Here is a 26,880-nt window from a genome sequence, read left to right on the forward strand (position 1 = left end):
TTGAACTCAATCGTCCCGTGCCCATCGCCGACCGGGGTCATGGTCATAATCCTCCCATCAATCAGCTCGCTCAGGCCGATGTCGCCCAGCGCCAGCAGTTCTTCTCCGGTTATCGGCTTCGTCGCCATCATGACACCCATCGCATCACCTCAATTTCCGCATCGAAGATCTATTCGATCCATTGCTCAATGGCGTTCAAGAATTCCTCGAAGCGCACTTTTTCACATAATCGGTGTTCGTCAGGATTTTCGAAGGGATGAATATGCCAACCAACAAAAGCATTGTCTGCTCAAAAATGCGTTGGTTGTCTTGGATGAGGGATCGGGTTGTAGACGTCAATGAAGGCGTCAATGGTCAAGAAAACTGCTTCGTCACGGTTGTCAGCCCAACCCCAGACTGGTCACAGTTCGGCGACGTCGAGAATTGGGATAGAGTCAAGCCAGCCATTGCAGGATGTCGTTCAGTTTCTTGCGGCGGGTTATCAAGCTGTCCCACTCGAAGTAATCACGTTCGATCCGGTATGAAGTTGGAGCCTGCAGTTCGCCGCTGCGACCACTGCTTTGGAACTGCTCGAAGTTCATTCCATACTGATTTTCGTAGGCGCGTATCTGGACGCCGATCACCGATAGACGATGCTCGATCGCGTCCTTCAGCGTGATCAGGAGCGCAGGCACTAGTTCAATCTGACCAGTAAGCTCGGTCAATGCGCGCAGCGCGGCCTTTGGAATTGCTGGTGCAGTCTGTTCCGGCAAGAGAACACCTATGCGCGCTGGATGGGCGGTCTCTTTGGGTAGCGTCATGGTTGTGTCGAACATCTATTCTCTCCTGGAAATTCGATGTGAATATCATTAATATCACCCAAATTATACCACAAGTCCCGTGTGCCTGCAGACTATCGCGCGCGAGCGTCACTACCTGGGAGCGCGGGCGCCTCACGCGCTGCCTGCACCGCAAGGTGAGACGTCCATGACAGGCAGCGCGGCAGTATTTCCTATCCGCCGAATTTGACGCAATGAGTCATGTAAAGCACAATGGCAGGTGAGAGTCTGTTGAACATGTGTACCAACGAGGAAAAAAGACCATGACAAACGCAATGACCTGGCAGAGCGGCCTTTCGCAGGCGCCTGCGCCCCCCTTGGCCGACGGCATCCCGCTGCTTGGCAGCGCCCTCCCCTTGATGAACGACCCGCTCACTTTCCTGGAGCAGCAGTATCTGAAGCACGGCCCGGTGTTCACGGTCAAGGCGCTCAACCGGCGCTTCACGGTCCTGGCCGGCCCTGAGGCCAACCAGTTCCTGACCGCGGCCGGCGATGCGCATCTCAGCGGCCGTTACACCTGGGCCACCTTTGCCGATGAGATCGAATCGGAATACTTCCTGGCCGCCATTGATGGCGAACCCCATTCGCGCATGCGCAAAATTCTCAAGAAGCCCTACAGCCGCACGGCCATCATGGAGCAGTTGCCCACCGCGGTGACGTTGACGCGCACGCTGCTGGCAGACTGGCAGCCGGGCGCCACCTTCGTGGTCTTCCCCACCATACAGCGCCTGATCGGAGAACAGATCGGCCGTTTGCTGTTGGGCAGCGGGCCGGGCGACTATTTCCCAGACTTCGTCCTTTTCATGCGCACCCTGCTCAACGCCGTGCTGGGCCAATGGCCCAAAATCAGCCTGCGCCTGCCACCCTATCGCCGGGCCAAGGCGCGTGTCATGCAACTGGCCGCCGACATGCTGGCCAGCCATCGGGCACAGCCCAAGTCGGCAGACGATGGCGACTTGATTGATTACCTGCTGGCCGCCTCGGCCGACAACCCTGACATGCTCTCCGAGCCGGAACTGCTGATCGGCGCGCTGGGGCCTTACCTGGCCGGCATTGACACGGCCGCGGGCACAACCTCGTTCTTGATCTATGCGCTGCTCAAACAGCCCGAAACGCTGGCCCGCCTGCAAACTGAAATTGACGCGGTTTTTGCCGCAGGCCCGCTGACCGCCGACCGGCTGCGCAAGATGCCCATCCTGCACGCCACCGCGCAGGAGACGCTGCGCCTCTACCCGGTGGCGCCGATGGTGCCGCGCACCGTCATCGAGCCGTTCACCTTTGCCGGCTGCCAGTTGCACGCGATGGAGCCGGTCATGGCCGCGACTGGTGTGGCGCATTTCGATCCGCGCATCTACAGGGACCCCCATCGCTTCGACATTGATCGCTGCCTGCCCCCGCGCCAGGAGACGCGCCAGCCCGGCGCCTTTGCGCCCTACGGCTTTGGTGCGCACACCTGCGCCGGCGCCGGTTTTGCCGAGGTGCTCATCATGCTCACCGCGGCCACGCTGTTCCACGAATTGGAATTCGCGCTGGCCGACCCGGCGTACCAACTGCGCCGCACCTACAGCCCCTCGCCCGCGCCCGACAAGCACTGCCGAGTGCGCGTGGTGCGGAGGAGGGGGGGATTATTACCAGCCGATAGTGGCGGTGACGGCGGGGTGGTCGGAGGCTGGGCTGGGGATGAAGCGGGCTTGGCGCACGTCGGTTCCAGGTGAGACGAAGATGTGGTCAATTTTGCGCTGTGGCTGCTGACCCTGGTCGTCCCGCCAGGCGGGCCAGCGCAGGAGCCAACTGTCCGCCAACTGCTGCGTGGTTAGGCGATACTGCTCGCTGTCGGGCCGGAAGTTGAAATCGCCCAGCGCGATGACGTTCGTGCGTCCTGCCATCAGTTCGAGCAGTTGCTGCTGCTGAATGAGCGGCCCACCATTGCCCAGGTGATTGACGAAGACCTCGAAGGTGCGGTCGCCCACGGTGATTTGCGCGGTAATGACCGCCACCTGCTCTCCCTCGCTGAACTGGTAATAGGTGCGTGGATTTTCGATCGGGTAGCGGGAGAGCAGGGCGATGCCGAAGGTGCCGGCCACGGTCTTGGGGCCGTAGTAGGCGTACATGCCGAGCTGATTGGCAAAATAGCGCACCAGGTCGCCGTTGCCGCCGGCAATGCGCGCGTTGTCGGACTCCTGCAGGCCGATGATGTCCGCGCTGACCTCAGCCAGCAGTCGTAACTGCCCGGCCGGGTCGCGCTGCCCCTCCGCGCTGTAGCCCTGTTGAATGTTGTAGGTCAGGATGGTGAGTTGGCGGGCCTGACCGGCGGGCGGCGCTGGCTTGGCCGTGATCAGTTGGGCGCCCACAAGCGCCAGAACGCCCACCAGTGTCAGCGCGGCGGCTAAGACAGGCGTCGAAGTCCACGCGATCTGAGAGCGGGCCGTCTGCAGCAGGGCCAGCACGAGTACCACGCCGGCCGCCAGGTGAACCGCCCAGAACTGATTGCGGAACAGCGGGCCGATCACCGGGATGTAGTCGTAGACGGTGGTGAAGACGTGGGCGAAGATCATGACCAACAGGAAGAAGGCGGCCAGGCCAAAGCTGCGTCCCAGGCTGGGGAGTGAAGGCTGGCGCTGAGCGATGGTCTGCAGCAGCAGCACGGCATCGAGCAGCAGAATGGGCCAGAGCAGCAGCGTCAGAACCAGGGGGATGTGGAAGTTCCAGGGGATCGCCGGTTCGAGCAGGGGAAAGGCGGATGGGTCGGCCGTGAAGGCCGGCTGCTGCAGCCGGGCGGTCAGCGCCAGGGCCAGCAGGAGGATCAGGTTCAAGACGAGAATGACCGGGCGGGAGAGGGTCGGCAGTCCCAGGGGCCGCGCCATGAGCCAGCCAAAGCTCACCAACGCCAGGAAATAGAGAAACAGGATGAGCCGCTGATCCATGCCGGTCCAGCGCGCCAGGACATGGGGGCGCGGAGAAGACGACATAGAGCAGGAAAATCACGGCCATGAGGCCCAGGACAGGGCCGGTAGCGCCACGGCCGGCCGCGGGCGGAGCGGCCGGCGTCTCGTGATCTTCCTGATCGGGCCAGCCACGAATCAGGAGAACCAGGACCAGCAGGGCCAGTCCCCAGCCGATGCCCTGGAACATGCCGCCGGTTGAAATGTCCGGGCCGGAGCCGAAGGTGCGCAGGGCCGCGGAGAGGGCAAGGGCCACGGTCAGCCCCGCACCCAGGTCGGTTGCGCTGGCAGCGCGCTTGCGCCAGAGATAGGCCGAAAAGAGCAGCAGTGAGCAGGCCACACCCAGGCCGGCGACGAACATCCGGCCCCGCGTATCCAGGAAGGGCTCCAGCACACGGCTCAGCAGAACCAGGGCTGCCAGGATGAACAGCAGATGGCGCGGCCGGCCGCGGCGCCAGAGCAGCAACAGGAGTGGGGAGAAGAAGAGCAGCACCGCCACGATCTCCGGCGGGATGTTGGTACCCAGCAGGCCGAACGCGTAGATGGCCTCCACGAAGTCAGCCAGGAGCTGGAAGAAAAAGAGGAAGAATACCGCATAGACGGTTGTGCGTTGTAAAGTGGGCGAAAGTCGCATCATGATCTCCTGTCTGGGAGCGGCAGCCGGACCGGCTGTCCGTGCTGCGCTGATGTGTATGCCGCGAGGGTGATTTGCAGCGCCCGGTAGCCATCTTCGCCGCTGACGGCGGGCGCGCGCTGTGTACGCAGTGCGTGGATGAATTCGGCCAGCAGCGCTTGATCCGCGTCTGCGCCCCAAAAACGCCAGGTGTGGTCGCCGCGGCGCTGGTTGTAGATATCAAGATTTTGTCGAAAGGCATCAGCGCTGACCACCCCGCGTGTGCCGATCATCTCCAGCGCCAATCCGCCCCAGGTGGGGTAGTTCAGTGGTTTGCTCCAGCTGCAATCAATGCTGGCAAACACGCCATTGGCAAACGTGAGCATGACCAGTCCGCCGGTCTCTACCGTCACGCTGGCCGCATGCATGATACGATTGGTCTGCGCGTAGACTTCCACCACCTCGCTCTGCAGCAGCCAGCGCAGCACGTCCGCCAGGTGTACGATGTGATCCATCAGCGCACCACCGCCGGAGAGAGCCGGGTCCACAAACCAGGCCGCGTGCTGCTGCGGCATCTGTCCCTGGTTGGTGCCATTGCATGCGACCACTTGGCCCAGGCCACCGCGGTCGAGCAGGGCTTTGAGTTCGAGCAGCGGTGCGCTGAAACGCATGGGGAAAGCGGTCATCAGGCTGACCCCTGCGCGGCGACAGGCATCTACCATGGCTCGACCGTCCTCCAACGTGGTAGCCAGCGGCTTTTCGCACAGGACAGCCACCCCGGCCGCGGCCGCCATCTCCACCAACGCCCGATGCCGCGTGTTTTCGGCGCAGACGATGACGCCATCGGGCCGGGCCGCCAGCAGCGCGTCATAAGAGGGGAAGGCGGTCATGCCGTAGGTCTGGGCAACATGCTGACAGCGTGCCTGGTCAGCATCGGCCGCACCGATCAACTCAACGCCAGGCAGGGCGCGCAGATTGGCGATGTATGAGATGACATGGTGATGAGCCAGGTTCAGAAGTCCAATGCGCATGGAACACCTCGAATGGTCCTGTTTAGTGACAGTCTTTGGCCGCCGTGACCGGTTGCGGTTCGGCCGCTCACTCAAGTTCCGGCAGGCGCGGCAGGTCAATGGCAACGCCGCGCTGTGCCGATTCGCGGGCCGCGAGGGCAATTTGCAGCGCGGCCAAACCATCCGCCGCGCTGACGCGGGCCGGCAACCCTTGTGTGATCGCGGTGTAGAACGCTTTGATTTCCGTGGTATAGGGGTTTTCTAACATCGGGCTGCCGGGAACACCCACATCGGGCACATCGCCCGCGCCTGCTTGCCGCAGGTAGGTAGCCAGGGCCAGGGTGTGGTCGGGGTGGCACTCGATCAGGCCATCGCTGCCGGCGATTTCCAGGCGTGTGCGGAAGGTGGGCGGTGGATAGGCCCAGGAGCCTTCGATGTGCGAGATGGCGCCATGGCGATGGGTTAAGATAGCCAGCGCATAGTCCACCGCGGCTTCCGGCTGTTGCTGCTGCAGGCTGCGCGCGTAGACGCGGGCCACATCGCCGGCGATCCAGCGCGCGTAATCGAAATCATGCACCATCAGATCCAGCATCATGCCACCGGACTTGTCAGGATCGAGAAACCAGTTGCCCACCGGTTTTTGGGGCTGATAGCTGGCGCGGCTGAGGCGTATCACGGCCGGCTGGCCGATCTCGCCCTGGGCCACGGCCGCCTGCGCGCTGGCATATTCGGGGAAAAAGCGCACGACATGCGCGACGAAGAGCCTGACGCCGGCCTGGCGACAGGCTGCGATCATCGCTTGGCCGTGCGCCACGCTCAGGGCCAACGGCTTTTCGCAGATGATGTGCTTGCCGGCTGCGGCCGCCTGCAGCACCAGGGGGTAGTGCAGATGGGTCGGCGCGCATACGTCCACCACATCCACCGCGGCCAGCAGCGCCTCCAGGTTGGGAAAAACTTGTGCCTGGTAACGGGCTGCCAGCGCGCGCGCTTCGGCCGGCGGATCGGCCAAAAAGCCGCAGAGGGTGGCCGGCGTTTGCGCCCAGCCGATGGCGTGGGTGCTGCCCATCGCACCGGCGCCGATGATTCCGATACGCATCTGATTTCTCCTTCTGATGGCTTCTGGGCGGCCGTTCGTATCTTCTTAATTTGTAGGGGCGCACCCTTGCGGTCGCCCACGCGGGCAGGCGCAAGGCCATGCCCCTACTTGATGGCGCCGGCCGTCAGCCCGCGAATGAGCTGGCGCGAGAAGATGACATAGAGCAAGAGGATCGGCAGCATGGCCAGGGTCAGGGAGGCCAGGACGGCGTTCCAATCGCTGACGAACTGCCCCAGGAACAACTGCGCACCCAGTGTGACCGTCTTGGTGGCTTCGCCAGGCGCCAGGATCAACGGGAACCAGAGGTCGTTCCAGATGGGAATCATGGTGAAGACGGCGACGGTGGCGATGGCGGGCGCCACCAGCGGCACGATCAACCCAAAGATGCGGTACTCGCTGGCGCCATCCATGCGCGCCGCTTCTTTCAATTCACGCGGCACCTGGCGCATGAACTGCTGCAGGACGAAGATGGTCAGCGGCAGTCCCTGCGCCGTGTAAACCAGGATGAGCGCGGCCAGGGTGTTGATGAGACCCAACGAGACGATCAGCCGCAGGATGCTGACCGTGCCCAGGCGAATGGGGATCATGATGCCCAGGCTGAGGTAGAGTCCGAGCCACGTATTGCCGGGGAACGGGTATTCTGACAGCGCATATGCGGCCATAGCCCCGGTCAGCAGGACCAGCGCCATCGTGACGATGGTGACGGTCAGGCTGTTGAAAAAATAGCGCCCGAAGTCTGCGCGTAACAAGACCGTTGTGTAGCCGACCAGGTCGAAGGTGGAAGGCAGGGGCGGCAGCCAAGGGCGCGAGAAGATGGCACTGCGGCTCTTGAGCGAATTCATGACGATCAGGATGACCGGAAAGAGGGCAATTGCGGCATAGGCGATCAAGATGAGATGGGGCGCCAGGTTGCCCAGGCGCTGGCGCAGGCGTTTACCCCGCGAAGTTTGGATGATCGGTGCTGTCGTGGCTGTATTCATGCGTTTCTCCCGACGGCGGCTAGAGTTCATAGCTCTGCACGCGGCGTTGCCAGGCGAACAGGTAGAGTAAGACACCCACCAGAATGATGAGGAACATCATCGTGGCGACGGTCGCGCCCATGGTGGGGCTGCCAAGCTGCAATTGAAAACCGAAGAAGGTGCGGTAGAAGAAGGTGCCCATGAGGTCAGTGCTGAAATTAGGCCCCGCCAGCGCGCCTTGCACGGCGTAGATCAAGTCGAACGCGTTGAAATTGCCCACGTAGGTCAACACGGTCACCGTACCCACCGTGGGTAGGATGAGCGGAAACTTGATGCGCCAGAAGATGCTCCAACTGCTGGCGCCATCCACCCGCGCCGCTTCCACCCACTCTTCGGGAATACCGATCAGCGCCGCGTAGAAGAGCATCATGGGGATGCCCACGAACTGCCAGACCGATATCAGCGCAAGGACGATCAGAGCGGAGCCGGCGTGCCCCAGCCAGGGTTGATAGAGCGCGCCCAAGCCCACCGCGTGCAGTGCGCCGCTGGCGATGCCCCACAGCGGGTTGAGGATGAGCTGCCAACTGAAGCCGATGATGACTACCGATAGCATGGTGGGCATGAAAAAGAGCGTGCGGTAGACGCCGGCGCCGCGCCGGCGCGGATTGCTGACCAGTGCCGCCAGCAGCAGTCCAACCGGGTTTTGCACCAGGGTGTGTACGGCGAAGAAGATGAAATTGTTCTTGAGCGCGCCCCAAAAGCGTGGCGCCCATAGATCATCGGTGAGCAGGGCGACAAAATTGCGCAATCCGACGAACAGTTCCGGCCCGCCCTGGGTGGGGGTGCTAAACAGGCTCAGGCGCAGGGAATCGAGCAGAGGGTAGACCATGAACAGGGTGTAGAGTACCGTGGCCGGGGCCAGAAAGACGACAAGGTAGGTGGGAAAGGGTTTGCGACCGGAACGATGGATGTCAGGCGGTGATGGCATCATGGGCCTGCTTTCCTGGCAACGAAGTAGAGGCACGGTGGGGCTGCCGGCGGCGGGACGCAACAGGCGGTTATGGCGAGACCGGCAAGGCGCACGGCCCAGTGCCTGTGCGTCCCGCTCACCGTGGTGCGACGCGGCCGGGATCGGCCGGCCACGTCGCACCGGGGACGGTTGGCTTAACCTAGGGCTTGTACCACTTTTCCAGGCCATCCTGGATGCGCTTGGCCGCCGCGTCGGGCGTCAAGGTGCCGGCGATGACCTGCGCGCTCACATTCCACAGTTCGTTCTCCAGATTTGGCTCGCCGCGCGAGAGAATCTGGTAGGAGTTGCGGATGGTGGACTTGCACGTCCCGCGCCAGTTCAAGAACTCCTGCGCCAGTGGATCGGTCAGGGCGATCTTGTGATTGGACAGGGTGAAGAAGCCGGGCAGCGCGTTGCTGTACAGCTCGGCAAACTCCGCTGTCGTCATCCATTCCAGGAATGTGCGCGCTTCAGCGGCGTGTGCGCTCTTGGCGTTCATGCCCAGGGCGATGTCGGTATGGTCGCTGATGTAGCAGGTGTCGCCCTCGTTCTTGGTGGGCGGCGAGAACGCGCCCATTTTGAATTTGGCCTGTGTGTTGAAGAGCGAAATCTCCCACGAGCCGGCCGGATAGATGGCGGCCTTGCCCAGGGTAAACAGGTTTTGCGAGTCAGGATACTTGACGGCCTCGAATCCCTGCGGCATGTACGGCTTCCAGGCTGCGAGCGTGTTCCAGACATTGACATAATCAGCGTCGGTGAACTTGGCCTTGCCCGCGATCAGGGCCAGGCGGCCATCTTCGCCCTTCCAGTAGTTGGGGCCGATGTTTTGGAAGCCCATCGTGGCCGCTTCCCACTGATCCGCCGTGCCCATGGCCAGCGGGGCGTAGCGCCCGTCCTTCTTGATCGCCTCCAGCGCAGCTATCAGCTGGGCTTCGGTCTTCGGTGTACTCAAGCCGAGTTCCTTGAAGGCATCGGCGTTATAGATGAAGCCGTGAATCACAGACGCCATTGGCACACAGAAGGCGTTCTTACCGTCGTCGGTGATCCAGGCGCTCTTGGCGACCGCACTGAAGTTGTCCATGCCTGGCAGGTCGCTCAATGAGGCCAGGTAGCCCTTGTTGTACAGGCCCAGCGACACGTCGAACGGACGGCAGGTAATGAGATCACCGGCGGTACCGCCTTCCAGCTTGGCATTGAGCGCGGCGTTGTACTCTGTGGGCGCGCTGGGAGCAAAAACAACCTTGATATTCGGATACTTGGCATTGAACGCGGGGATGATCTTGTCTTGCCAGATCGTCAGGTCATCGTTGCGCCAACTTTCGATGGTGAGCGTGACCGTTTCGCCGCTGGTAGCCGCTTTGGTCGGCTCGGCCGGCTTGGCTGTGGGGGCTGTCGCCGGTGTACAACCGGTGAGCAGTAGCACTGCAATCAAGAGCAGTGCCAACAACGGACGCATGGACTTCATGAGTTTGCTTCTCCTTCTGATTCGTATGTGCTGACAGTTTGTGCTATGGAATGAGAATTTTTTAACTGTCCAGTTCCGAGCGAATTCTGAGCATATAGACAGCACCAAAGCGGACACTTATTTAATTCTCATTCCTATCTGTGCCTGTCTTTGGGCGCCAGGCACGCCCGATCGGGTGTTTGCGCGAGGACTGCGCAGGATGATAGCCCGATTGCAGAGGGTTGTCAAATCGCCCGCGGCGCAGCCAGGAATTCCAAATGTACCCTGGTTTTTTACCACAGAGATCACAAAGAACGCAGAGAAGTTGCCGATTTGCGTCTGATCTGCCGTTTCTTTGTGTTCTCTGTGCTCTTTGTGGTTGAATGTGTGCTACATTTGGAATTTCTGCCTGGCGGCACAACAGGTTGACGGATGACGCAGGTTGTGCTAAGGTGCTAAGGTAAATGCACGCCGCCGAATGAATTCTGGGCGAGGGGGCGCCCCGCCGCAAGATCGGCCTGCGCCGACCGGCATTGCGCCTGCGCAATCGCCCCCCTGCCTGCCTGCATGAATGGAGGTTCTCTTGTCTGTGATTTCACACCGTCCCTATGTGATCGGCATTGCCGGCGGCACGGCCTCTGGCAAGACGACGATGACGAACACCATCGTGCGCACGGTTGGCCCCAGCCGCGTGGTGATCATTGCCTACGACTCCTACTACAAGGATTTGAGCCATGTCCCGCTGGCCGAACGCCTGCTGACGACCAATTTCGATCATCCTGATTCCCTGGATACGCCCCTCCTGGCCGAGCATTTGCGTCAACTGCGCCGCGGTGAGGCGGTGGAGACGCCCACGTATGACTTTGTCACCTGCACGCGGCTGGCAGCCACGCGCCTGGTGGAGCCGTGCGATGTGATCATTGTGGACGGCATCCTGGCCCTGGCCTCGGAGGAGCTGCGCGGTCTGTATGATCTGAAGATTTTCGTAGACCTGAGCGCGGACGAGCGCCTGCTGCGACGCATCGAGCGCGATGTGCGCGAGCGCCAGCGCACCATCGAATCGGTGATCGCGCAGTACCGGCAAACGGTGCGACCGATGCACGATCAGTTCGTGGAGCCGAGCAAGCGCTTCGCCGATTTCATTGTCTCCGGCGAGACAACGCAGAGCCATGCGCTGGAAACCGTGGCCGGCCATGTGCGCGCCCGCATCTTGAGCGCCCGCCTGGACGCGCTGCAGCAGATTGGCGCCGCGCTGCTGGCCGCCGATCCCACCACGGTGAAGAACGACATCGTGCGCCTGGCCGCGCAGGAACTGCTGGCCGACACGGTGACGCTGCATCAGTACGACGCCGGTCGCGGCGAGTTCCTGGACCCGACTGCGTTTTCTGCTTCGTGGCCGCCCGGCGGGGAGATGGCCCTGCCGCGACGTCAGGGCCTCAGCGCCTATGTCATTGCGCATGGCACGGTGGTGGTGCCTGATGCCACCAACGACCTGCCGCCTGACCTGGTGCAGACTGCGCATTTTCGGGCCAGCGGCACGCAGGCCTTCGTCGGTATGCGTTTGCAGCAAGGGGAGACGCCGGTCGGTGTTCTTTTTCAATTTTCGCAGCCCGCGTGCCTTCGGGCCGGACGATGTCGCCATTGCCGGCATCCTGGCAACCTATGCCGCGGCCGCCATTGCGCGCGGCCGTCAGTCCGCGCCAGGCGGCTGATGAACAGCCAGCAAATCCAAATGGTCCCGGAATCGAGGCTTCAGCCGGTCTGCCACAGGGTTCTCAAGTGCCCAATAACCGGCTAAAGCCTTCATTCCAGATGTCTTCAGCGACCACATTTGGAATTCCTGATGAACAGCCGGACGTTTTGACAGGCGTCGCGTCTTCGGGTAAAATTTTGTTGTTCGTGGGCGACTAGCTCAGTTGGTTAGAGCGCTTCCCTTACAAGGAAGATGTCACAGGTTCGAGTCCTGTGTCGCCCACCTCAACGCGATGCCCTACTGACTGGCCGTCGGTGTTCTTCCGGCGGCGTATTTGTTTCGTGGGCCTGGCGTTTGGGCCGTAGCCTGAGCAGTCATTGAGGAGATGGGCAGGAGATGACGGTGGGAGAAGAACTGCGCCGTTTGCCGGCGGTGGACAAGCTGCTGCTTGCGCTGCCGGTTGATCTGCAGACGCAGGCCGGTCACGCCCTGACGCTGGCCGCAGCGCGCGCCGTGTTGGAACAGGCGCGCGCCGCCATCCAGCAGGGCGCCGCCTGCCCCGCGCTGGCCGACCTGGCCGGCCAGGTGCAGCAGCAGGTGCAAATGACCCTGCGCCCCAGCCTGCAAGCGGTCATCAACGCCACCGGCGTCATCATTCACACCAACCTGGGCCGCGCTCCCCTCAGCCAGGACGCCAGCGCCGCGGTCGCGGCCCTGGCCTCCGGCTACAGCAACCTGGAGTATGACCTGGTGACCGGCAGCCGCGGCTCGCGCTACGATCACGCCGCGGCGCTGCTGGTGCGGCTGACCGGCGCAGAGGCGGGCCTGGTGGTCAACAACAACGCCGCGGCCGTCTTCCTGGCGCTCAGCGCGCTTTTTGCCGGCCGCGAGGTGATCATCTCGCGCGGCCAACTGGTGGAGATCGGCGGCGGTTTTCGCATTCCAGATGTGCTGCGGGCCAGCGGCGCCCGCCTGGTCGAGGTGGGCACGACCAACCGCACCCATCTGGCTGATTACAGCCAGGCCATCACGCCGCAAACGGCCGCGCTCATGCGTGTGCATTTTTCCAACTTCCGCCAGCTCGGCTTCACGGCCGAAGTGGGCCTGGCCGACCTGGTCAGCCTGGCGCACACGCAGGGGCTGGTTGTGGTGGACGACCTGGGCAGCGGCACCCTGCTGGACACCGCACTCTTTGGCCTGTCGCCGGAACCGACCGTGCAGACCAGCGTGGCGGCCGGGGCTGATCTTGTCACTTTCAGCGGGGACAAGCTGCTGGGCGGGCCGCAGGCGGGTCTCATCGTGGGGCGGGCCGACCTGATCGCCCGGCTGCGCAGCCATCCGCTGGCGCGGGCGCTGCGCGTGGGCAAGCTGACCCTGGCCGCGCTCAACGCCACCCTGCTGCACTATGTGCGCGAGGACGCGCTGACCAGCCTGCCGGTCTGGCAGATGATGGGCGCACGCCTGCCCGATTTGCAGGCGCGGGTCGAATCCTGGCGCCAGGCGCTGGCCGCGGCCGGTATTCCGTGCGCAGCCGTGGCGGTGCAGAGCACCGTGGGTGGCGGCTCGCTGCCCGGCGAAACATTGCCCAGCGCCGCGCTGGCTGTGCCGGACGCGGCGGGCCTGCTGGCAAGGCTGCGCCAGGGCCAGCCGCCGGTGGTCGGCCGGACGGCCGATCAGCAGGCGCTTTTCGATGCGCGCACCGTGCTGCCCGCACAGGACGCTGATCTCCTGGCCGCGCTCATCGGGGCATGGCAAACATGACACAAGAACCGGTTTCGTTCACCTTGCAGGGCCGCGTCATCCGGGCTGGGCAGGCGACAGGGATCGCGCTGGTTTCGCCCGCGCCGATTGGCTTCCTGGGCGGCGTGGACCCTGACACCGGCATCATCATCGAGCCAAACCACCCCCTGCATGGGGAACGCATCACCGGCCGCGTGCTGGTCTTTCCCACCGGCAAAGGCAGCACGGTCGGCTCGTACACCATCCTGCGCCTGGCGGCCGCGGGTCAGGCGCCGGCCGCGATGATCGCCCGCGAGAGCGAGGCCATCGTGGCTGTGGGCGCCATCATCGGCGATATTCCGATGGTGGATCAGATTGACGTGGGCCTGATCCAGAGCGGCGATCGCGTGCGCGTGGACGGCGCGCAGGTGACGGTCGAACGGGACCGGGCCTGATGCGCACCGTCTTTCTCAAGTTGGGCGGCTCGCTCATCACCGACAAGTACACGCCGTTGACCCCCCGGCCGGATGTCATTCAGCGCCTGGCGCAGGAATGTGCGGCCGCGCAGGCGCAGGCGCCTGATCTGCGCCTGCTGCTGGGACATGGCAGCGGCTCGTTCGGTCACATGGCTGCCCGGCGCTATCAGACACGGGCCGGCGTGACCACCGCTGCGGACTGGCGCGGCTTTGCCGAGGTGTCACGCGTGGCTGCCCAGCTCAATCGCCTGGTGGCCGACGCGTTTGGCGCGGCCGGCGTACCGGTCTGGAGCCTGGCGCCTTCGGCCAGCGCGCTCTGCCGCGACGGGGAACTGCTGACCCTGGCTGACCGTTCTGTCAGCACGGCCCTGCGCCAGGGCCTGACCCCGTTGGTCTACGGCGATGTGGCGCTGGACGAGGTGCGCGGCGGGACGATCGTTTCGACCGAAGAGGTATTCGATTGGCTGGCCCGGCGTTTGCGGCCGGACTTCATCCTGCTGGCCGGCATGGTCGGCGGGGTGTACGACAGGGATCCGCTGGCCGACGCCAGCGCGCAGCCCGTGCCGCTGATCTCCGCCGCGGACCTGACGCCGGTTGCGGATGGCCTGGGCGGCTCGCACGGCGCGGATGTTACTGGCGGCATGGCCAGCAAGGTGCGGGTCATGAGCAACCTGGTGCAGGCGCTTCCCGGCCTGCAGGTACGTTTTTTCAGCGGCGAACAGCCCGGCGCCATCACCCGGCTCTTGTTGCAGCCAGAGCTGCCGATCGGCACGCTCCTGCGTTGAGCAGTTAGGTTGAGCAGTTAGGTTGAGCAGTTAGGTTGAGCATTTAGATGGAGAAGCCTGTTATGCAAGCATGGTCTCATGCAAGCCATCTTGATTCGAGGAATTGTTGATGCAAGGCACGGGTATCCAGTGCAAACATTGTGGCACTCCGCTGCGTCGCGGGGTAGGAGTGTGCCCGGTTTGCGGCAGCGTACAGCCGCGCGCAGTCACCACCGTGCGCTGCCGCGCCTGCGGTAAGCGCAGTCAGGCGGCTCTGCAGGTCTGCCCACACTGCGGGCGTGATCTGAAACCGGCCGGCTGGCGGCTGCCGCTGCAGACAATGGCCCTGGGAGTCGTGGGGGTCCTGGCCGTGGCATTTCTCATCAGCCGCGTCAGCCTGCCCGATGCCAGCCAGGCCCTGGCGTCCCTGGCGCCCACGATTACCCTGCCCACTATGACTCCCGCTCCTACTGTGACTGTGCCTGCGCCGGCGGTGGAGGTTCCCACCGATGCTCCGCCGCCGATCGAGGCGACTGCGCCGCTGACGACGACCGGGGAAGTGACCCTGACCGTGGAGATCACGCCGGCTGCCACCCTGACAACCACTGTCATTCTGGACGTGTCGCCAACGCCTACCGCCACGGCCACGCCGACGGCTTCGCCGCAGCCCACGGCCACAGCTACCGCCCGTCCGGCTACAGTAACAGCCACCGCTTCCTCGACCGCAACGCCTCGCCCGGCCACGGCCACCGCGACGCGCGTGCCTGCCACGGCAACCCCGGTCAGGGATGCGTCGGGAACCACGCGCTACACGATCCGCGCCGGCGACACGCTGTCGGCCATTGCCGCCCGGTTCAATACCTCGGTCGCGCGGCTGCTGGCGCTCAACCCTGGGCTGAATCCGAGCCGCTTGCAGGTGGGCGCGCAGATCCTGGTGCCAGGGCCGGGGGCCACTGCCACGCCCGCGCCCGGGGCTACCGTCACCCCGGCGTCCACCAACACCCCGCCGCCACAAGCGCCTGCGCCAGACCTGGTTGGCCCCGCTTCCGGCAGTTCGTATTCCGGCGAGGATGCCGTTATCCTGCTGAGCTGGCAGGTGGTGGCCGGTTTGCCAGACTCGATGGCCTACCTGGTGGAGATCGGCTTCAGCCTGGGCGGCGTCTTCGATTGGCGCGTTGCCGAAGCGACCACGAACGCCAGTTGGCGGGTTTCCAACCTGCTCTACGGTCAGGCCGATCAGGAGTCAGGGCGGCGCTATAGTTGGCGCGTGGTCGTGGTCAGTGTGACGCGTGACGCCGCGGGCAATATCAGCGCGTGGCAGCGCGTGGGTCCCCCCAGCGAAGCACGCGATTTTTTGTGGAATTAGCTCATGGATAAGAACCTTTCACAGACCCTCGATCTGCTCCGGCAAGAATCTGACACGATTCCTTACCCGGTTTTTGGCGGTCTGTCGGACCTCAGTCGCAGCGACATGGCGCTCTTGCAGGCTGCCTGGAGCCATTGGAGCCTGACGCGGCGCCAAAAGCTCATCCAGGCCTTGAATGTGCGGGCAAGGGCGCGTGTAGAGCTTGACTACACCATGATCTTGCTGTGGACGTTGGCTGACGCTGATCCCACCGTGCGCCGCCTGTCCATCGAAGGGCTGCGGGAAGACGACGATGAGAGCTTGATTCCGCTGTTCGTGCAAGCCCTGCAGACCGACCCTGACGCCGAGGTACGGGCCGCCGCGGCCAAAGCCCTGGGGCAATTCGTGTTGCTCGGCGAGTATGAGGAGATTGCCGTCGCCAACGCGGGCGGCGTGCTGCCAGCCCTCTTGGCGACGGTCGCGTCCGCATCTGAGTTGCTCAGCGTGCGGCGCCAGGCGGTAGAAGCGGTCGGCTATGCCAGCGATCAGCGGGCGCGCGCAGTGATCGAGGATGCGTACCGTGATGAGGATGAAGCGATGCAGGCGAGCGCCCTGCGGGCGATGGGGAACAGCGCCGATCGCCACTGGAACAAGACGGTGCGCGATGCGCTGGACAGTCACTCGCATGTCAAGCGCCTGGCGGCCGTCTATGCCGCCGGCGAACTCGAGATTCAGGCCGCTGCCCCGCGTCTCATCATCTTGCTGGACGACCCTGACCCTGCCATGCGCCGCGCAGCCGTGACCGCGTTGGGAACCGTTGGCGGCCCCCTGGCGCGCCCGGCGTTGCAAGCCGTCTTCCGTGCGGAGGACGATGACCTGGAGTTGCTGGCGGCCGATGCCCTGGAAACGCTCGATTTCAACAGCCAGGGTCTGACCGGCGCCGATGATGAGTTTGGCGATGAGTTGGATGATGAGATTGACGATGAGAAAGAGGACGATGAGGACGATGACCAGAATGTCGCCGACGATGATTTTGACGATTGACGATGGTAAGCGTTCAGGCCCTCACCCCCCGGCCCCCTCTCCCGTCGTGGAAAAGCACACGACGGGAGAGGAGGCCCCCTCCCGACGACGCAGTTCCGTCGTCGGGAGGGAGGGGGTGAGGGTCTGAACGCTTATTGACGATGACGATAAGAGGCGCTGGACGGAGCATATGATGGCTACAGGACAACCATTTCGACGCAAGGAGGCTGTGGGCAAGGCGCTGGATTCTGCAACGCGTGTCATTGACCTGTTGAACGAAGGCGCGCGGCTGCTGGCCACTCAGCGTCCTGGCGAAGCCCTGACGCCGCTGCGCGAAGCGCTGCTGCTGGCGCCTGACAATGTCTCGGTGGCGATCAACCTGGGGGGCGCCTACATCATGCAGCGCAAGTACCGCCAGGCGGCGCCGATCCTGGAACGGGCGGCTGAGTTGGAGCCTGACAATGCCATGGTCTGGCTGAACCTGGCGGCAGCGTACCTGGGGCGCTTGGAGTTGTCCACCCGAGCGACCCAGGACCAGGCCATCGCGGCCTTCGAGAAAGCGGCGCAGATTGACCCAAACCTGCACAATGTGCATTACAACCTGGGCTTGATCTACAGGGACCGCGGTGAGATGGCGCGCGCCTGTGCGCATTTTCAGCGAGCCGTTGAAATCGCTCCCCATGACCGCGACGCCAGCCATTGGTTGCAACTGCTGCAGCAGGGCGTTTCCACGGAGCCTACGCCAACTGGCAATGATTAACTCAACCGCAAGCGATCACACCGCTCTCACGCCTGACCAGGAGCCGCCTGACCGCGGCGCAGAGCGTTCAGCGCAGAGCCATGACTCACCCGGTTGGGTGACGCGCCGTTTTCGCGCCAACCCCATGCGCACGGCCTGGGTCGTCACGGTGATCTCCTTTATTACGTGTTGCGCCCTGGCCATTGCGGCGCCGCTGACCGCGCGGGGTTTCGTCCTTTACGCCACGGACACCCGCCCCCTCGAACTCAATGTGATTGATGGCGCCGTGTTGGTGACCACCGCCCGAACCCGCGACACGCAAGCCGTGGTGTCACGCGCGCCAGTCAGCGAAGATCAGCGCGTCGCGACCGATGAAAAATCGAGCGCCATTCTCACCTTTTACGCCGACGAGAAGGCGCAGGAATCGCTGGCGACCATCACCCTCTACAACAACGCCTCTTTTCTGTTGACCACCGCGCGCGTGCCCCGTTTTAGCTACAGCGGCGCGGCCGACCGCCTGAGTCTCTATTTGGAACATGGCCGTATCCGGGTCAGCCCTTCGCACCGCAGCGCGCGGCCCTTGCAGGTCGTCGTGGAGACCCCTCATGGCTCCGCTCACTTACCCGATGGCAGTTATTCGGTTGAGGTGCGCAACGAGGAGACGCAGGTGACCACACGCGGTGGCGAGGCGACCGTCATCGCCGGCGGCCAAGTGGTCATTGTGCCGGCCGGGGAGCGCACCCGCATCGCCGCGGGTCAGGCGCCCGACGCACCGCAGCCGGTGGAACAGGACTTGCTGGCCAACGGCAGTTTTGCCGGCAACCTGGATGGTTGGAGCAGCAAGAGCTTTGTGGACGTGCGGGAAGATGCCCAGAAGAACGTCGGCATTGGCACGGTGCAGGTGATCACACGGGATGGGCGCCAGGCGGTTTTCTTCTCCCGCCGTGGGCAGGAAGGCGTGCATGCCGAAACCGAGATTCGCCAGGACCTCAACGTGGACGTGCGCGACTTCGACGCACTCAACATCACCTTCTACGTGCAGTTGGTCTTTCAGAGCCTGCAAGGTGCGGGGATGCAAAGCTCCGAGTTTCCGCTGGCCGCGCAAATCAGCTACACCGACATCTACGGCGTGGAGCGTCTGTGGACATCGGGCTTCTACTATCTCGATCTCGATTCTTCGCGGCCCTGGCCCTTGCGCAACGTGCAAAAGATCCCGCGCGGCGTCTGGTATGCCTATGAATCTCCCGATCTCATCGAACTACTGAGGGAGACGCGGCCGTCGCACATCAACTGGATTCGCTTCTACGCGTCCGGCTACAACTACGAGAGCCTGATCTCGGAAGCCGAGTTGTTGGTGCGTTGATGGGTGGGTAAGACACCGATGTTCACCGCCCACAATCCTCGCCGTCTGCGGGCCTGGCTGCCGCTGCTCCTGGCTCTGCTCATCTTCTGCAGCTTGGGCGTCCCGCCGGGCGTCCACTGCTGCCCGGCCTTCATTATGATGAGGCCAAAGAGGCCGGGCTGAACGCCATGCAGCTTGTGCGCGGCCAGCCCGTGACCCTCTTTCGCAACGCCGGGCTGCACCTCTTTGGCCTGACGCTGCCCACCATGGTGCAGGACTACATCGGCGCGCTCAACGTCTACCTGGCGCTGCCGTTCCTGGCCCTGGGCGGCGCCGGCGTCTTCGCCCTGCGGGGCCTGCCCATCGCCTGCGCCGGCCTGACGCTGATTTTTCTCTATCTGTTCGCCGCGGCCGCGTTCAACCGGCGCACGGCCGGCCTGGCCGTCCTGCTGCTGGCCGTCAATCCTTCGTTCGTCTTCTGGAGCCGGCAAGGCATTCTCGTCACCAACGTCACTGTGACCCTCTTCTGCGCCAGCCTGTGGACCGCCTGGCGCTGGCAGCAGACGCGCCAGGCGCGCTGGCTGTGGCTGACCGGCTTCCTGTGGGGCCTCGGTCTGTGGGCCAAACTGCTCTTCATCTGGGCCATCGGCGCCATGCTGGTGATTGCCGCGCTCGGCTGGCTCCGGCGGGGTGCATTTCGACCGTGGGGCGTAGCCCACGAAGGCGGGCTGCGCAGTCGTTACAGCGACGTGAGTCGCCGGACAGCAGTACGCCAGTGGGTTGGGTTTGGGTTGGCCTTCCTGGCCGGCGTCTGGCCCCTGCTGCACTTCAATCTGCAGACTGGCGGCACCGTGGCCAGCATCCTGGGCAATCTGAACACCTCGTACTACGGCGTCAGCAACACCCATTTTGCGGCCAACCTGGGCAAACGCATCGAACAGATCGGCATCCTCCTGCAAGGGCATCACTTCTGGTACCTGGGCGAGGTGTACGCCAATCCGGTCGCGCGGTGGGCGTTGGCCGGCCTGCTGGCAGCCGTGACCCTACTTGGGCTGGAGGTCTACCTGGCGTTCGAGGCGCCCAAGCCGGGTCAGGAGGATCTGCCGGCGCCGGCCTGGCTGCAGCGCATCAGTGCGTCGGCCCCGCTTCTCTGGCGCCGCGTGCTGGGTTTGACGCTGCTGGCCGGCCTCATCGTCGTGCAGAGCTGCTTCACCGTTTCAGATCTGTTCATCACGCATTTTGCGTTGTTGCTGCCGCTGCTGCCCTTGCTGGGCGCGGCCGCGGCCGACCTGCTGGCGCAGCACGGTCGCCGGCCTGCGCTGCTGGCGTTCGCGGCGCTGTTGGTTTGGGGCGGCTTCGATGCCTGGAATACCGTGCGCTACCACGCCGTCCTCACCGCCAGCGGCGGTTACGCGGCCCATTCTGACGCCTCCTATCGCCTGACCGCCGACCTGGAAGCCCGGGGGATGATAGCGCCCATTGTTTTGGACTGGGGCATCGAGGCGCCGGTGGCTTTTCTGGCGCAGGGCCGGGTTGCGCCCATCGAAGCCTTTGGCTACGCGCGCCTGGATCAACCCGACGCCGATTTTGCCACGCGCCTGGCGCCCTTTATCGCCGACGCCAGCTCCGTTTATCTCCTGCACACGCCTGAGTTCACCGTCTTTCAAGGCCGCCGCGAGGCGCTGCAGGCGCTGGCTGCGAATCAGGGCCGTCGCCTGGAGGCGCTGGCGCTCTTCCGCGAGCGCAGCGGCCGTCCCCTGCTGGAACTGGTGCGGCTGGTTCCCGCGCCGTAGCAGTCAATCCTGAACAAATTCATTGAGCCAAATGGCACGTTTCTCACTTGAGGTAGCCCAGCCACCGCTCCTGATACGCGATCATCGTCTCCAGCAGTTCATCCATCCTCCGATACCGATTGACGATCGAATCCACCAGCAGCGCCTGGAGCGCGGCGGACTTCGACTTGCAGATCACCGCCTCGGCGGTCAGGTCGTGGACAGCCACCTGGTTCATCAGCAAGCCGGCGAAGCCATGCGGGAGCTTGCCCATCGGCAGACCGGTCACGCCGTCCTTGTTGACGACCGCCGGGACCTCGACCACGAGCCACTCCGGCAGATCGGCGATGAGGCCCTTGTTTGGGATATTGACCGCCTCTTCGATATAGCCCGCGTCGGTGAGGATCCCCTCGATGACCGGGATGATCCGCTCCTTCAGCCGCAGCTCGATGCTGGGCTGGATGTTCGCCAGGTATTCCTTGTAGAAGCGGTAGAAGTCCAGGATCTCCTTGTGGTCGGTCACGTCGTAGGCCCACGGGATGTACTCCCCGAAGTGACTGTCGCTGGTGATCGGCAGCAGGCCGAATTTCTCCAGGATCACCTGGAAGACGCGGCGCTCCGGCCAGGCTTCGGTCTCGAGGGCGGCGAAATCCTCCGGCTTGCGGGGCCACTGGCCGGTCTCCTTGAAATACTTGTGAACGGTGGTCATGGACGGCATCGCGCCGAAGAAGGCCGGCGCCAGGGCGCGGATGTCGGGATAAGCATCCTGACCGGTGGCCTTGTATTTGGCCGATAGCACGCAACTGAAATGGTTCAGCCCGGCCGCCCGCACTTCGAGCGCCTCGTAGGGAACGCCCAGGATGCGCGGCAGGAAGTTGGGCAGCGAGCCGATCTCGTGGCACATGCCGATGAATTTTAGCTCCGGGAAGGCTCGATGCACAGTGGTGCAGATGCGGCTCATCGGGTTGCTGAAGTTGAAGACGGTCGCCTGCGGGCAGATCGCCATGATATCGGCGCAGATCTCCAGGATGGGCGGGATGATGCGCAGCGAGTGGAAGAGGCCGCCGGGGCCGCCGTTCTCGCCGTACACCTGCTGCACCCCGTACTGCTGCGGGATGCGCCAGTCCTGCTCCCACAGCTCGAAGCGGTTGCCCACCTCGATCGAGATGATGAGGAAGTCGGCGCCCGCGAACGCCTCGCGGCGGTTCGTGGTGGCCGAAATGCTGAAGGGCAGGCCGTGCTCGGCGATGAACGCGCGGCCGGCCTCGGCGACCGCGGCGAGCGTCGTGGGGTTGATGTCGTGCAGCACGATCTCGCTGCCTTCCAGGACCTTGCTCTGCAGGATATCGCCAATCGTGCCGTAGCCGAACTGGGCGCTCCCTGCGCCGATCAGGACGATACGTTTTTTCATGATGTGCTCCGTGTGTGAAGTGAGGGTGTTTGTCGCGCGTCGGTGCGCGGATTCATAGTGTACCACAGGTCGTGGCCGGGCGCGAAAGTCACGCGCCTGGCGCCCTTTATCACCGATGCCAGCACCGTTTATCTCCTGCACCCACTGATCATAATCGCAACTCTCACGCTTGCCAAAGGGGCACAGATGTAACACTTGTTTCGTGACGGCTCCTAAGTTGAAGGCGTTGAATGCGTGGGAAATGTTGGTTGACAATTGCAAGGGCCGAGTGTATACTGAGGTCAGTGACAGAGCCGCGAAGCGTTCCGCACCTGGCGGGACCATGTGGGGTGCGTTGAACGATTTGCTACGCAAGTGCTGAGCTGTCAGAGTCTGATGATTCCATTGAATGATGAACCGCAATGCAGTAATCTATGGTCTGCGAACAGATGAGGCAGACAAGATGGGACTTCTTTTTGAATGGGACGAAAACAAGGCCAGAGAAAACCTCAAAAAGCACAAGGTCAGTTTTGAGGAGGCCAAAACGGTTTTCAATGATCGCTTCTTGTTCACCTTTGCCGACGAAGAGCACTCGGAGAATGAACAGCGTTATATCAACATTGGCACTTCGGCCACCAGCAAGGTATTGCTCGTCATTCACACTGAGCGTGAAGTCACCGAAGAAACCTTGATTATTCGTATTATCAGTTGCCGAAACGCGACGACTTCGGAGCGGAGAACCTATGAACAAGGAGAAGACTGAACAAGTAAGGGCAGAAGAGCCCGATATGCTGCCCGAATACGACTTCAGTGACAAGAAAGGCGTGCGTGGCAAGTATTATCGCGCCTACCGGCAAGGGCATACGGTCAGGATTTACAGAGCCGATGGAACGGTAAGCATTCGGTACTTCACACTGGAAGACGGTGCGGTTATGCTAGACCCGGATGTGCGCCAGTATTTTCCGAACTCTAACGCCGTAAACACGGCCCTACGTTCTTTGATTGCCCTGGCGCCAGTCGGGCCTGTCAAAGGCGAGGCTGTTGCCAAATCGCGCAGATTGTAACAGGCCAGTGTGGGCCTTGCATCCTCGGCGCTTCACGCGAGCGCAGCAAGAGCGACAACTGACGTCAGACGTCAGGTATTCGGGTGGATCGAAGGCTGCGCAGGCCGGTTGTTGATAGATGTTGACAGGGGCGCAGAAGGGTTGTATACTGCATTCAGTGACAGTGCCATGAAAGGTTCCGCGCCTGGCGGGACCGGTGGGTTTCCCTGAACGATTTGCTACGCAAGTGCTGAGCTGTCAGAGTCTGATTCCATTGAATGATGAACCGCGCGACTGGCGCGGATAGATGAATAGGTCGAGCCTCAGCGGGGATGTTGTCATGCTGATGGTGAATCGAGTGGACTGCGGACGCCGAGAGGGCTTCGGACTGAACCTGGCCGTTGGGTGGGTCTGTTGGAGACCAGAGATTGGAGACCGGAGACCGGAGAATTCTCGCCTTCCACACACCTGATCTCTGATCTCTGCCCTGAGACCTGAGACCTGAGACCTGAGATTGGAGACCAGAGATTGGAGACCGGTTGGCGTTGGGCGGCCCTTCGACGGTCGTTCATGGGCAGGCGGTTGGAATGGAAGGGGTCGCTGGTTCGGCCAGGCTCGTCCGGTCAGGTTGTGTTCGGGGAGGGGCCGCTGCCCAACATTCCGTGCAGCCGACCGGGGAGGATCTGGGCTGATTGACGGTATTGGCGGCCCCGGCGGCTGACGGTTGGCGTTGGGCGGAGCTGCTGCGGGGGTATCCACAGGCAGGCGGTTGGAATGGTTCGCTGGTTTGCTCAGGCCCGTCCGGTCAGGCTCTGCTGGGGGCGGCGCTGCCCAACATTCCGTGCAGCCGACCGGGGAGGATCTGGGCCGGTTGACGATGTTGGCGGCCCCGGCGGCTGACGGTTGGCGTTGGGCGGAGCGGGGAGACCGGGGTGGAGACCGGTGTTGGGGCCCTCGACGGGCCGTTCACGGGCAGGCGGTTGGAATGGAAGGGGTCGCTGGTTCGCCCAGGTTCGTCCGGTCAGGCGTGCCCTGCGCGGCCGCGCGCTCCCCGCGAGCCGACCGGGGAGGATCTGGGCCGGTTGACGGTGTTGGCGGCCCCGGCGGCTGACGGTTGGCGTTAGGCCGCCCAATGTAACGCCTTGGGTCAAGCAGCAGGAACTCAGGGCAAGATTTGCCGCAGACGTCACCCCGACTTGACACAAATCGAGAATGGGACGCCTATGATTATCTCTAAAACAAGGAGAAACGTATGGAAACCCGTGTACAGCTTGGGAGTAAAGCCGCCGTGCGGATTCCCATCGGTGGCCCGCAACTGCTGGTTAATGGGCAACCGCCGCGCAGGCTTTCGCCGCACGACGCCTGACGCGCCGGTGCTCAAACCCGCTTTCAGCCTGGAAGGCTCCTGACCCAAGTTACCGACTTCAACCGGCACTCTTGAGCTTCAATGGCCCGCCTGGGGAGTGGACGGGTAAGCAGCTCAACGTAGTCACGCCGCTGGCGAATGTGGTCTGACTTTACCTCAGGCGGTGGCAAGCGGCGATCCTGCTCGTTTTTCGGCCGCTTTCCTATAGTGCCATTGCTGGTTTGCGCTCTTGTGTCGGATTCCAGCGCCCAAGGGGTCTTTCGGGGGTCAGCCGCAAGCCCACGGCAGTGAAATGGTCAGTCAACCGCCGTGGTTTCGGCGTTGGCGGTGGTGGCGTATTTGATTTTGGCAACGCTACTGTTGAGCGCGCTGTTGGCGGAGTAGCACTGTGCGCTTGGCGGGCATCATCCGTTAGCACAGTTCGCCTTTCAGCCGCGGTTTGGCGGCTGGGCTTGCGGCGTGGTCAGCATGGTTCACCTCATGCGGCGGCGGTTGCGTGCGGGCAGCGGGGGACGCTGGGCGCAGGTAAGCGGCCGTTGGGCGCGGGCATTCCACCTGACTGAAATTTGCGCCGGGGTGGATATTCCGGATTGATAGGTTGGCCACGCAACCGAGGAGAACCTTTCCTAACTGCTTTGCGTCCCAGTCATTACCTGACGATTTGCGAGAGAAAGAATTTGAATTCGGAACAAGCGTCTCAAACTTTAATACGGTGTTTTTGAAAACATGGACATTAGCGACATTTGTTTCGAGCGAGCCTGTTCAGGCATAAATTGGAATACGATACGAATTACTTGAACTTTGAGCATCGTTGCGACGATTCTTGCCAATTGAGTGCCACTCAGTTGCGAGAAGAATGTTACGATGATTGTTTTATCAAGAATTTGACAACTCACCTATGACAAGACCTGGGTGCGGTCCAAAACAAAATTACCGATCTCCCTCGGAAATTATGGTCTTTATGGAAAAACAGGACTGATGAATCATCGAAGGAGATTTATTGAGTTAAGAAAGTTCCTGGCGTAACGCGACAGCATGTTTCTCAGAGATTACTTTCCTTCCAGCTGAATTTTGATCGTCGGCAAAGGGCCGACGTGTGGGATTCTGCGGCATTTTCAAGCATTTTTGGAGACCGGTTGGCGTTGGGCGGACCTTCGGCGGCCGTTCACGGTCGTCGCAGGCGTCCAAGCGAGGCGCCTGGAATGGAAGGGCCGCGGGTTCGCCCTAGGCCCGTCGGTCGGCTCTGCTGGTGGCGGGCCTGCCCAACATTCCGTGCAACCGACCGGACGGATCTCCTGGCCTGAGACCGGAGGCCCCGGCGGGAGACCGGTTGGCGTGGGGCGGTCATTTGACGGCCGTCCACGGGCAGGCGGCTGGAATGGAAGGGATCGCTGGTTCGCCCAGGCCCGTCCGGTCAGGTCGTGCTCGGGGGGCCGCTGCCCAACATTCCGTGCAGCCGACCGGGGAGGATCTGGGCCGGTTGACGGTATTGGCGGCCCAGGCGGCTGACGGTTGGCGTTGGGCTGCATAAGATAGCAAGGGTGTAGCGTCAATGAATAATTCACTGAACATTTCATCGTTGAAATTGTGGTACTTACTTTTCATCATTTTCTGGTCAGGAATATTAGCCGCATGTAATAAAATCACTTCACAATTAACTCTGCCTGAGATTCCTCCCCTGACAGAAGGTGCGGTAGTTCAGGAAAATAAAGGCACAGTGTGTTTCAGGAATCTTGAGTACTCTATGTTACAAGGAATCATTCAACCCCAAGGTTGTTATTCCTCCAGCTGTACTGATCAAATTCAACAGGTAGGCGCAGTTACCATTTCTGACCAAAATAAAATACAAATTCAGAGCCGTTTTGTAATCGCGAGAAATGGAGGCTTAATATGCACTGCTGACTGCGGAGGTGGAGGATATGTCGAGTTTGACATTGACCAGATAGAGCAGGGGATCTATTCAGTATGGCTTGGCGAGATGAAATTAGGCGATATCGAGATTCCACTAAGATATCCTTCTCTCAATCGAGATACATGTTTGTCTTCCGAAGCCACAGCAACCCCTTTGCCTTGACCGGTGCCTGTTATTGATACCACACCATATCCTCCCCCTTCAAAAATCGTATCTACACCACAACACAGCTTTACCCGTAAAATCATTTTTGCTAAAGAATAACATTTGGAGTAAGGAAGATTTATATCGGTGCTATAAAATTGATGCGGCCCACTGATGAGTTGCATTCTGAAAATAACAAAGATCATGAGCCAAAAACGCCCAACCTCTGGGTGAAGCCCGACTGGTGGGGAGTCTGCCGCA

23 protein-coding genes and 1 tRNA gene are annotated in these 26,880 nt (G+C 62.4%); 16 read left to right on the top strand and 8 right to left on the bottom strand.

Annotated features, from left to right (window positions below; translation table 11 throughout):
* Positions 1 to 434 precede the first annotated feature (434 nt).
* Positions 435 to 815, bottom strand: coding sequence for a hypothetical protein (locus tag IPM84_20850; GenBank protein ID MBK9095159.1), 381 nt, complete (start codon positions 813 to 815; stop codon positions 435 to 437).
* A gap of 266 nt (positions 816 to 1,081) precedes the next feature.
* Between IPM84_20850 and IPM84_20855 the strand changes: the two genes are divergently transcribed.
* Positions 1,082 to 2,533, top strand: a complete 1,452-nt coding sequence (locus IPM84_20855) for a cytochrome P450 (GenBank protein MBK9095160.1) — start codon at positions 1,082 to 1,084, stop codon at positions 2,531 to 2,533.
* Here IPM84_20855 and IPM84_20860 read toward each other — a convergent pair.
* Positions 2,447 to 3,742 carry an endonuclease/exonuclease/phosphatase family protein gene (locus tag IPM84_20860; GenBank protein ID MBK9095161.1) on the bottom strand — a complete coding sequence of 432 codons (1,296 nt, stop codon included), beginning with the start codon at positions 3,740 to 3,742 and terminating at the stop codon, positions 2,447 to 2,449. The genes IPM84_20855 and IPM84_20860 overlap by 87 nt on opposite strands.
* Here IPM84_20860 and IPM84_20865 point away from each other — a divergent pair.
* Together IPM84_20865 and IPM84_20870 are read left to right on the top strand one after the other, a co-directional pair.
* Positions 3,741 to 3,962 carry a hypothetical protein gene (locus IPM84_20865; protein ID MBK9095162.1) on the top strand — a complete coding sequence of 74 codons (222 nt, stop codon included), beginning with the start codon at positions 3,741 to 3,743 and terminating at the stop codon, positions 3,960 to 3,962. The genes IPM84_20860 and IPM84_20865 overlap by 2 nt on opposite strands.
* Before the next feature lie 231 nt (positions 3,963 to 4,193).
* Positions 4,194 to 4,376, top strand: coding sequence for a hypothetical protein (locus tag IPM84_20870; GenBank protein MBK9095163.1), 183 nt, complete (start codon positions 4,194 to 4,196; stop codon positions 4,374 to 4,376).
* Between the two features lie 17 nt (positions 4,377 to 4,393).
* Here the strand turns inward: IPM84_20870 and IPM84_20875 are convergent, their stop codons facing one another.
* The 5 genes from IPM84_20875 to IPM84_20895 form a co-directional block, all read right to left on the bottom strand.
* Positions 4,394 to 5,404: a Gfo/Idh/MocA family oxidoreductase gene (locus IPM84_20875; protein ID MBK9095164.1), complete on the bottom strand. Its 1,011-nt coding sequence runs from the start codon at positions 5,402 to 5,404 to the stop codon at positions 4,394 to 4,396.
* Positions 5,405 to 5,471: 67 nt separating this feature from the next.
* Positions 5,472 to 6,479, bottom strand: a complete 1,008-nt coding sequence (locus IPM84_20880; GenBank protein ID MBK9095165.1) for a Gfo/Idh/MocA family oxidoreductase — start codon at positions 6,477 to 6,479, stop codon at positions 5,472 to 5,474.
* 104 nt (positions 6,480 to 6,583) lie between these two features.
* Positions 6,584 to 7,459, bottom strand: a complete 876-nt coding sequence (locus IPM84_20885; protein ID MBK9095166.1) for a carbohydrate ABC transporter permease — start codon at positions 7,457 to 7,459, stop codon at positions 6,584 to 6,586.
* A gap of 19 nt (positions 7,460 to 7,478) precedes the next feature.
* A complete protein-coding gene (locus tag IPM84_20890) occupies positions 7,479 to 8,426 on the bottom strand; it encodes a sugar ABC transporter permease (GenBank protein ID MBK9095167.1) in 948 nt (315 codons plus the stop codon).
* 181 nt (positions 8,427 to 8,607) lie between these two features.
* Positions 8,608 to 9,903 carry a carbohydrate ABC transporter substrate-binding protein gene (locus IPM84_20895; protein ID MBK9095168.1) on the bottom strand — a complete coding sequence of 432 codons (1,296 nt, stop codon included), beginning with the start codon at positions 9,901 to 9,903 and terminating at the stop codon, positions 8,608 to 8,610.
* 577 nt (positions 9,904 to 10,480) lie between these two features.
* Between IPM84_20895 and udk the strand changes: the two genes are divergently transcribed.
* The 10 genes from udk (at position 10,481) to IPM84_20945 (ending at position 20,785) form a co-directional block, all read left to right on the top strand.
* A complete protein-coding gene (udk, locus tag IPM84_20900) occupies positions 10,481 to 11,689 on the top strand; it encodes a uridine kinase (GenBank protein ID MBK9095169.1) in 1,209 nt (402 codons plus the stop codon).
* 103 nt (positions 11,690 to 11,792) lie between these two features.
* Positions 11,793 to 11,866, top strand: a tRNA-Val gene (locus IPM84_20905).
* 114 nt (positions 11,867 to 11,980) lie between these two features.
* Positions 11,981 to 13,345, top strand: a complete 1,365-nt coding sequence (locus IPM84_20910) for an L-seryl-tRNA(Sec) selenium transferase (protein ID MBK9095170.1) — start codon at positions 11,981 to 11,983, stop codon at positions 13,343 to 13,345.
* Positions 13,342 to 13,758 carry a DUF126 domain-containing protein gene (locus tag IPM84_20915; protein ID MBK9095171.1) on the top strand — a complete coding sequence of 139 codons (417 nt, stop codon included), beginning with the start codon at positions 13,342 to 13,344 and terminating at the stop codon, positions 13,756 to 13,758. The genes IPM84_20910 and IPM84_20915 overlap by 4 nt, the downstream gene beginning before the upstream one ends.
* The gene (locus IPM84_20920) at positions 13,758 to 14,564 is read left to right on the top strand and encodes a uridylate kinase (protein MBK9095172.1); all 807 of its coding nucleotides are present in this window, start codon (positions 13,758 to 13,760) and stop codon (positions 14,562 to 14,564) included. The genes IPM84_20915 and IPM84_20920 overlap by 1 nt, the downstream gene beginning before the upstream one ends.
* Before the next feature lie 109 nt (positions 14,565 to 14,673).
* Complete coding sequence (locus IPM84_20925; GenBank protein ID MBK9095173.1) at positions 14,674 to 15,909, top strand: LysM peptidoglycan-binding domain-containing protein; 1,236 nt, start codon at positions 14,674 to 14,676, stop codon at positions 15,907 to 15,909.
* A 3-nt stretch (positions 15,910 to 15,912) separates the two neighbouring features.
* Entirely contained in the window at positions 15,913 to 16,932 is a 1,020-nt protein-coding gene (locus tag IPM84_20930; GenBank protein ID MBK9095174.1) for a HEAT repeat domain-containing protein, read from the top strand.
* A 169-nt stretch (positions 16,933 to 17,101) separates the two neighbouring features.
* Positions 17,102 to 17,671, top strand: coding sequence for a tetratricopeptide repeat protein (locus tag IPM84_20935; GenBank protein ID MBK9095175.1), 570 nt, complete (start codon positions 17,102 to 17,104; stop codon positions 17,669 to 17,671).
* Entirely contained in the window at positions 17,664 to 19,013 is a 1,350-nt protein-coding gene (locus IPM84_20940) for a FecR domain-containing protein (GenBank protein ID MBK9095176.1), read from the top strand. Before IPM84_20935 ends, IPM84_20940 begins: the two co-directional genes overlap by 8 nt.
* 167 nt (positions 19,014 to 19,180) lie before the next feature.
* A complete protein-coding gene (locus tag IPM84_20945; protein MBK9095177.1) occupies positions 19,181 to 20,785 on the top strand; it encodes a glycosyltransferase family 39 protein in 1,605 nt (534 codons plus the stop codon).
* Positions 20,786 to 20,828: 43 nt separating this feature from the next.
* On the opposite strand, the gene IPM84_20950 is transcribed toward IPM84_20945, so the two are convergent.
* Positions 20,829 to 22,175 carry an alpha-glucosidase gene (locus IPM84_20950; protein MBK9095178.1) on the bottom strand — a complete coding sequence of 449 codons (1,347 nt, stop codon included), beginning with the start codon at positions 22,173 to 22,175 and terminating at the stop codon, positions 20,829 to 20,831.
* A gap of 442 nt (positions 22,176 to 22,617) precedes the next feature.
* Between IPM84_20950 and IPM84_20955 the strand changes: the two genes are divergently transcribed.
* The 3 genes from IPM84_20955 to IPM84_20965 all read left to right on the top strand — a co-directional run bounded on the left by IPM84_20955 (position 22,618) and on the right by IPM84_20965 (position 26,637).
* The gene (locus IPM84_20955) at positions 22,618 to 22,917 is read left to right on the top strand and encodes a BrnT family toxin (GenBank protein ID MBK9095179.1); all 300 of its coding nucleotides are present in this window, start codon (positions 22,618 to 22,620) and stop codon (positions 22,915 to 22,917) included.
* Positions 22,898 to 23,218: a hypothetical protein gene (locus IPM84_20960; protein ID MBK9095180.1), complete on the top strand. Its 321-nt coding sequence runs from the start codon at positions 22,898 to 22,900 to the stop codon at positions 23,216 to 23,218. Before IPM84_20955 ends, IPM84_20960 begins: the two co-directional genes overlap by 20 nt.
* Positions 23,219 to 26,115: 2,897 nt before the next feature.
* Positions 26,116 to 26,637, top strand: a complete 522-nt coding sequence (locus IPM84_20965; protein ID MBK9095181.1) for a hypothetical protein — start codon at positions 26,116 to 26,118, stop codon at positions 26,635 to 26,637.
* The last annotated feature ends 243 nt before the right edge of the window (positions 26,638 to 26,880 follow it).

Origin of the sequence: Candidatus Amarolinea dominans (assembly GCA_016719785.1) — a bacterium.
In the GTDB taxonomy this organism is placed as follows: domain Bacteria; phylum Chloroflexota; class Anaerolineae; order SSC4; family Amarolineaceae; genus Amarolinea; species Amarolinea dominans.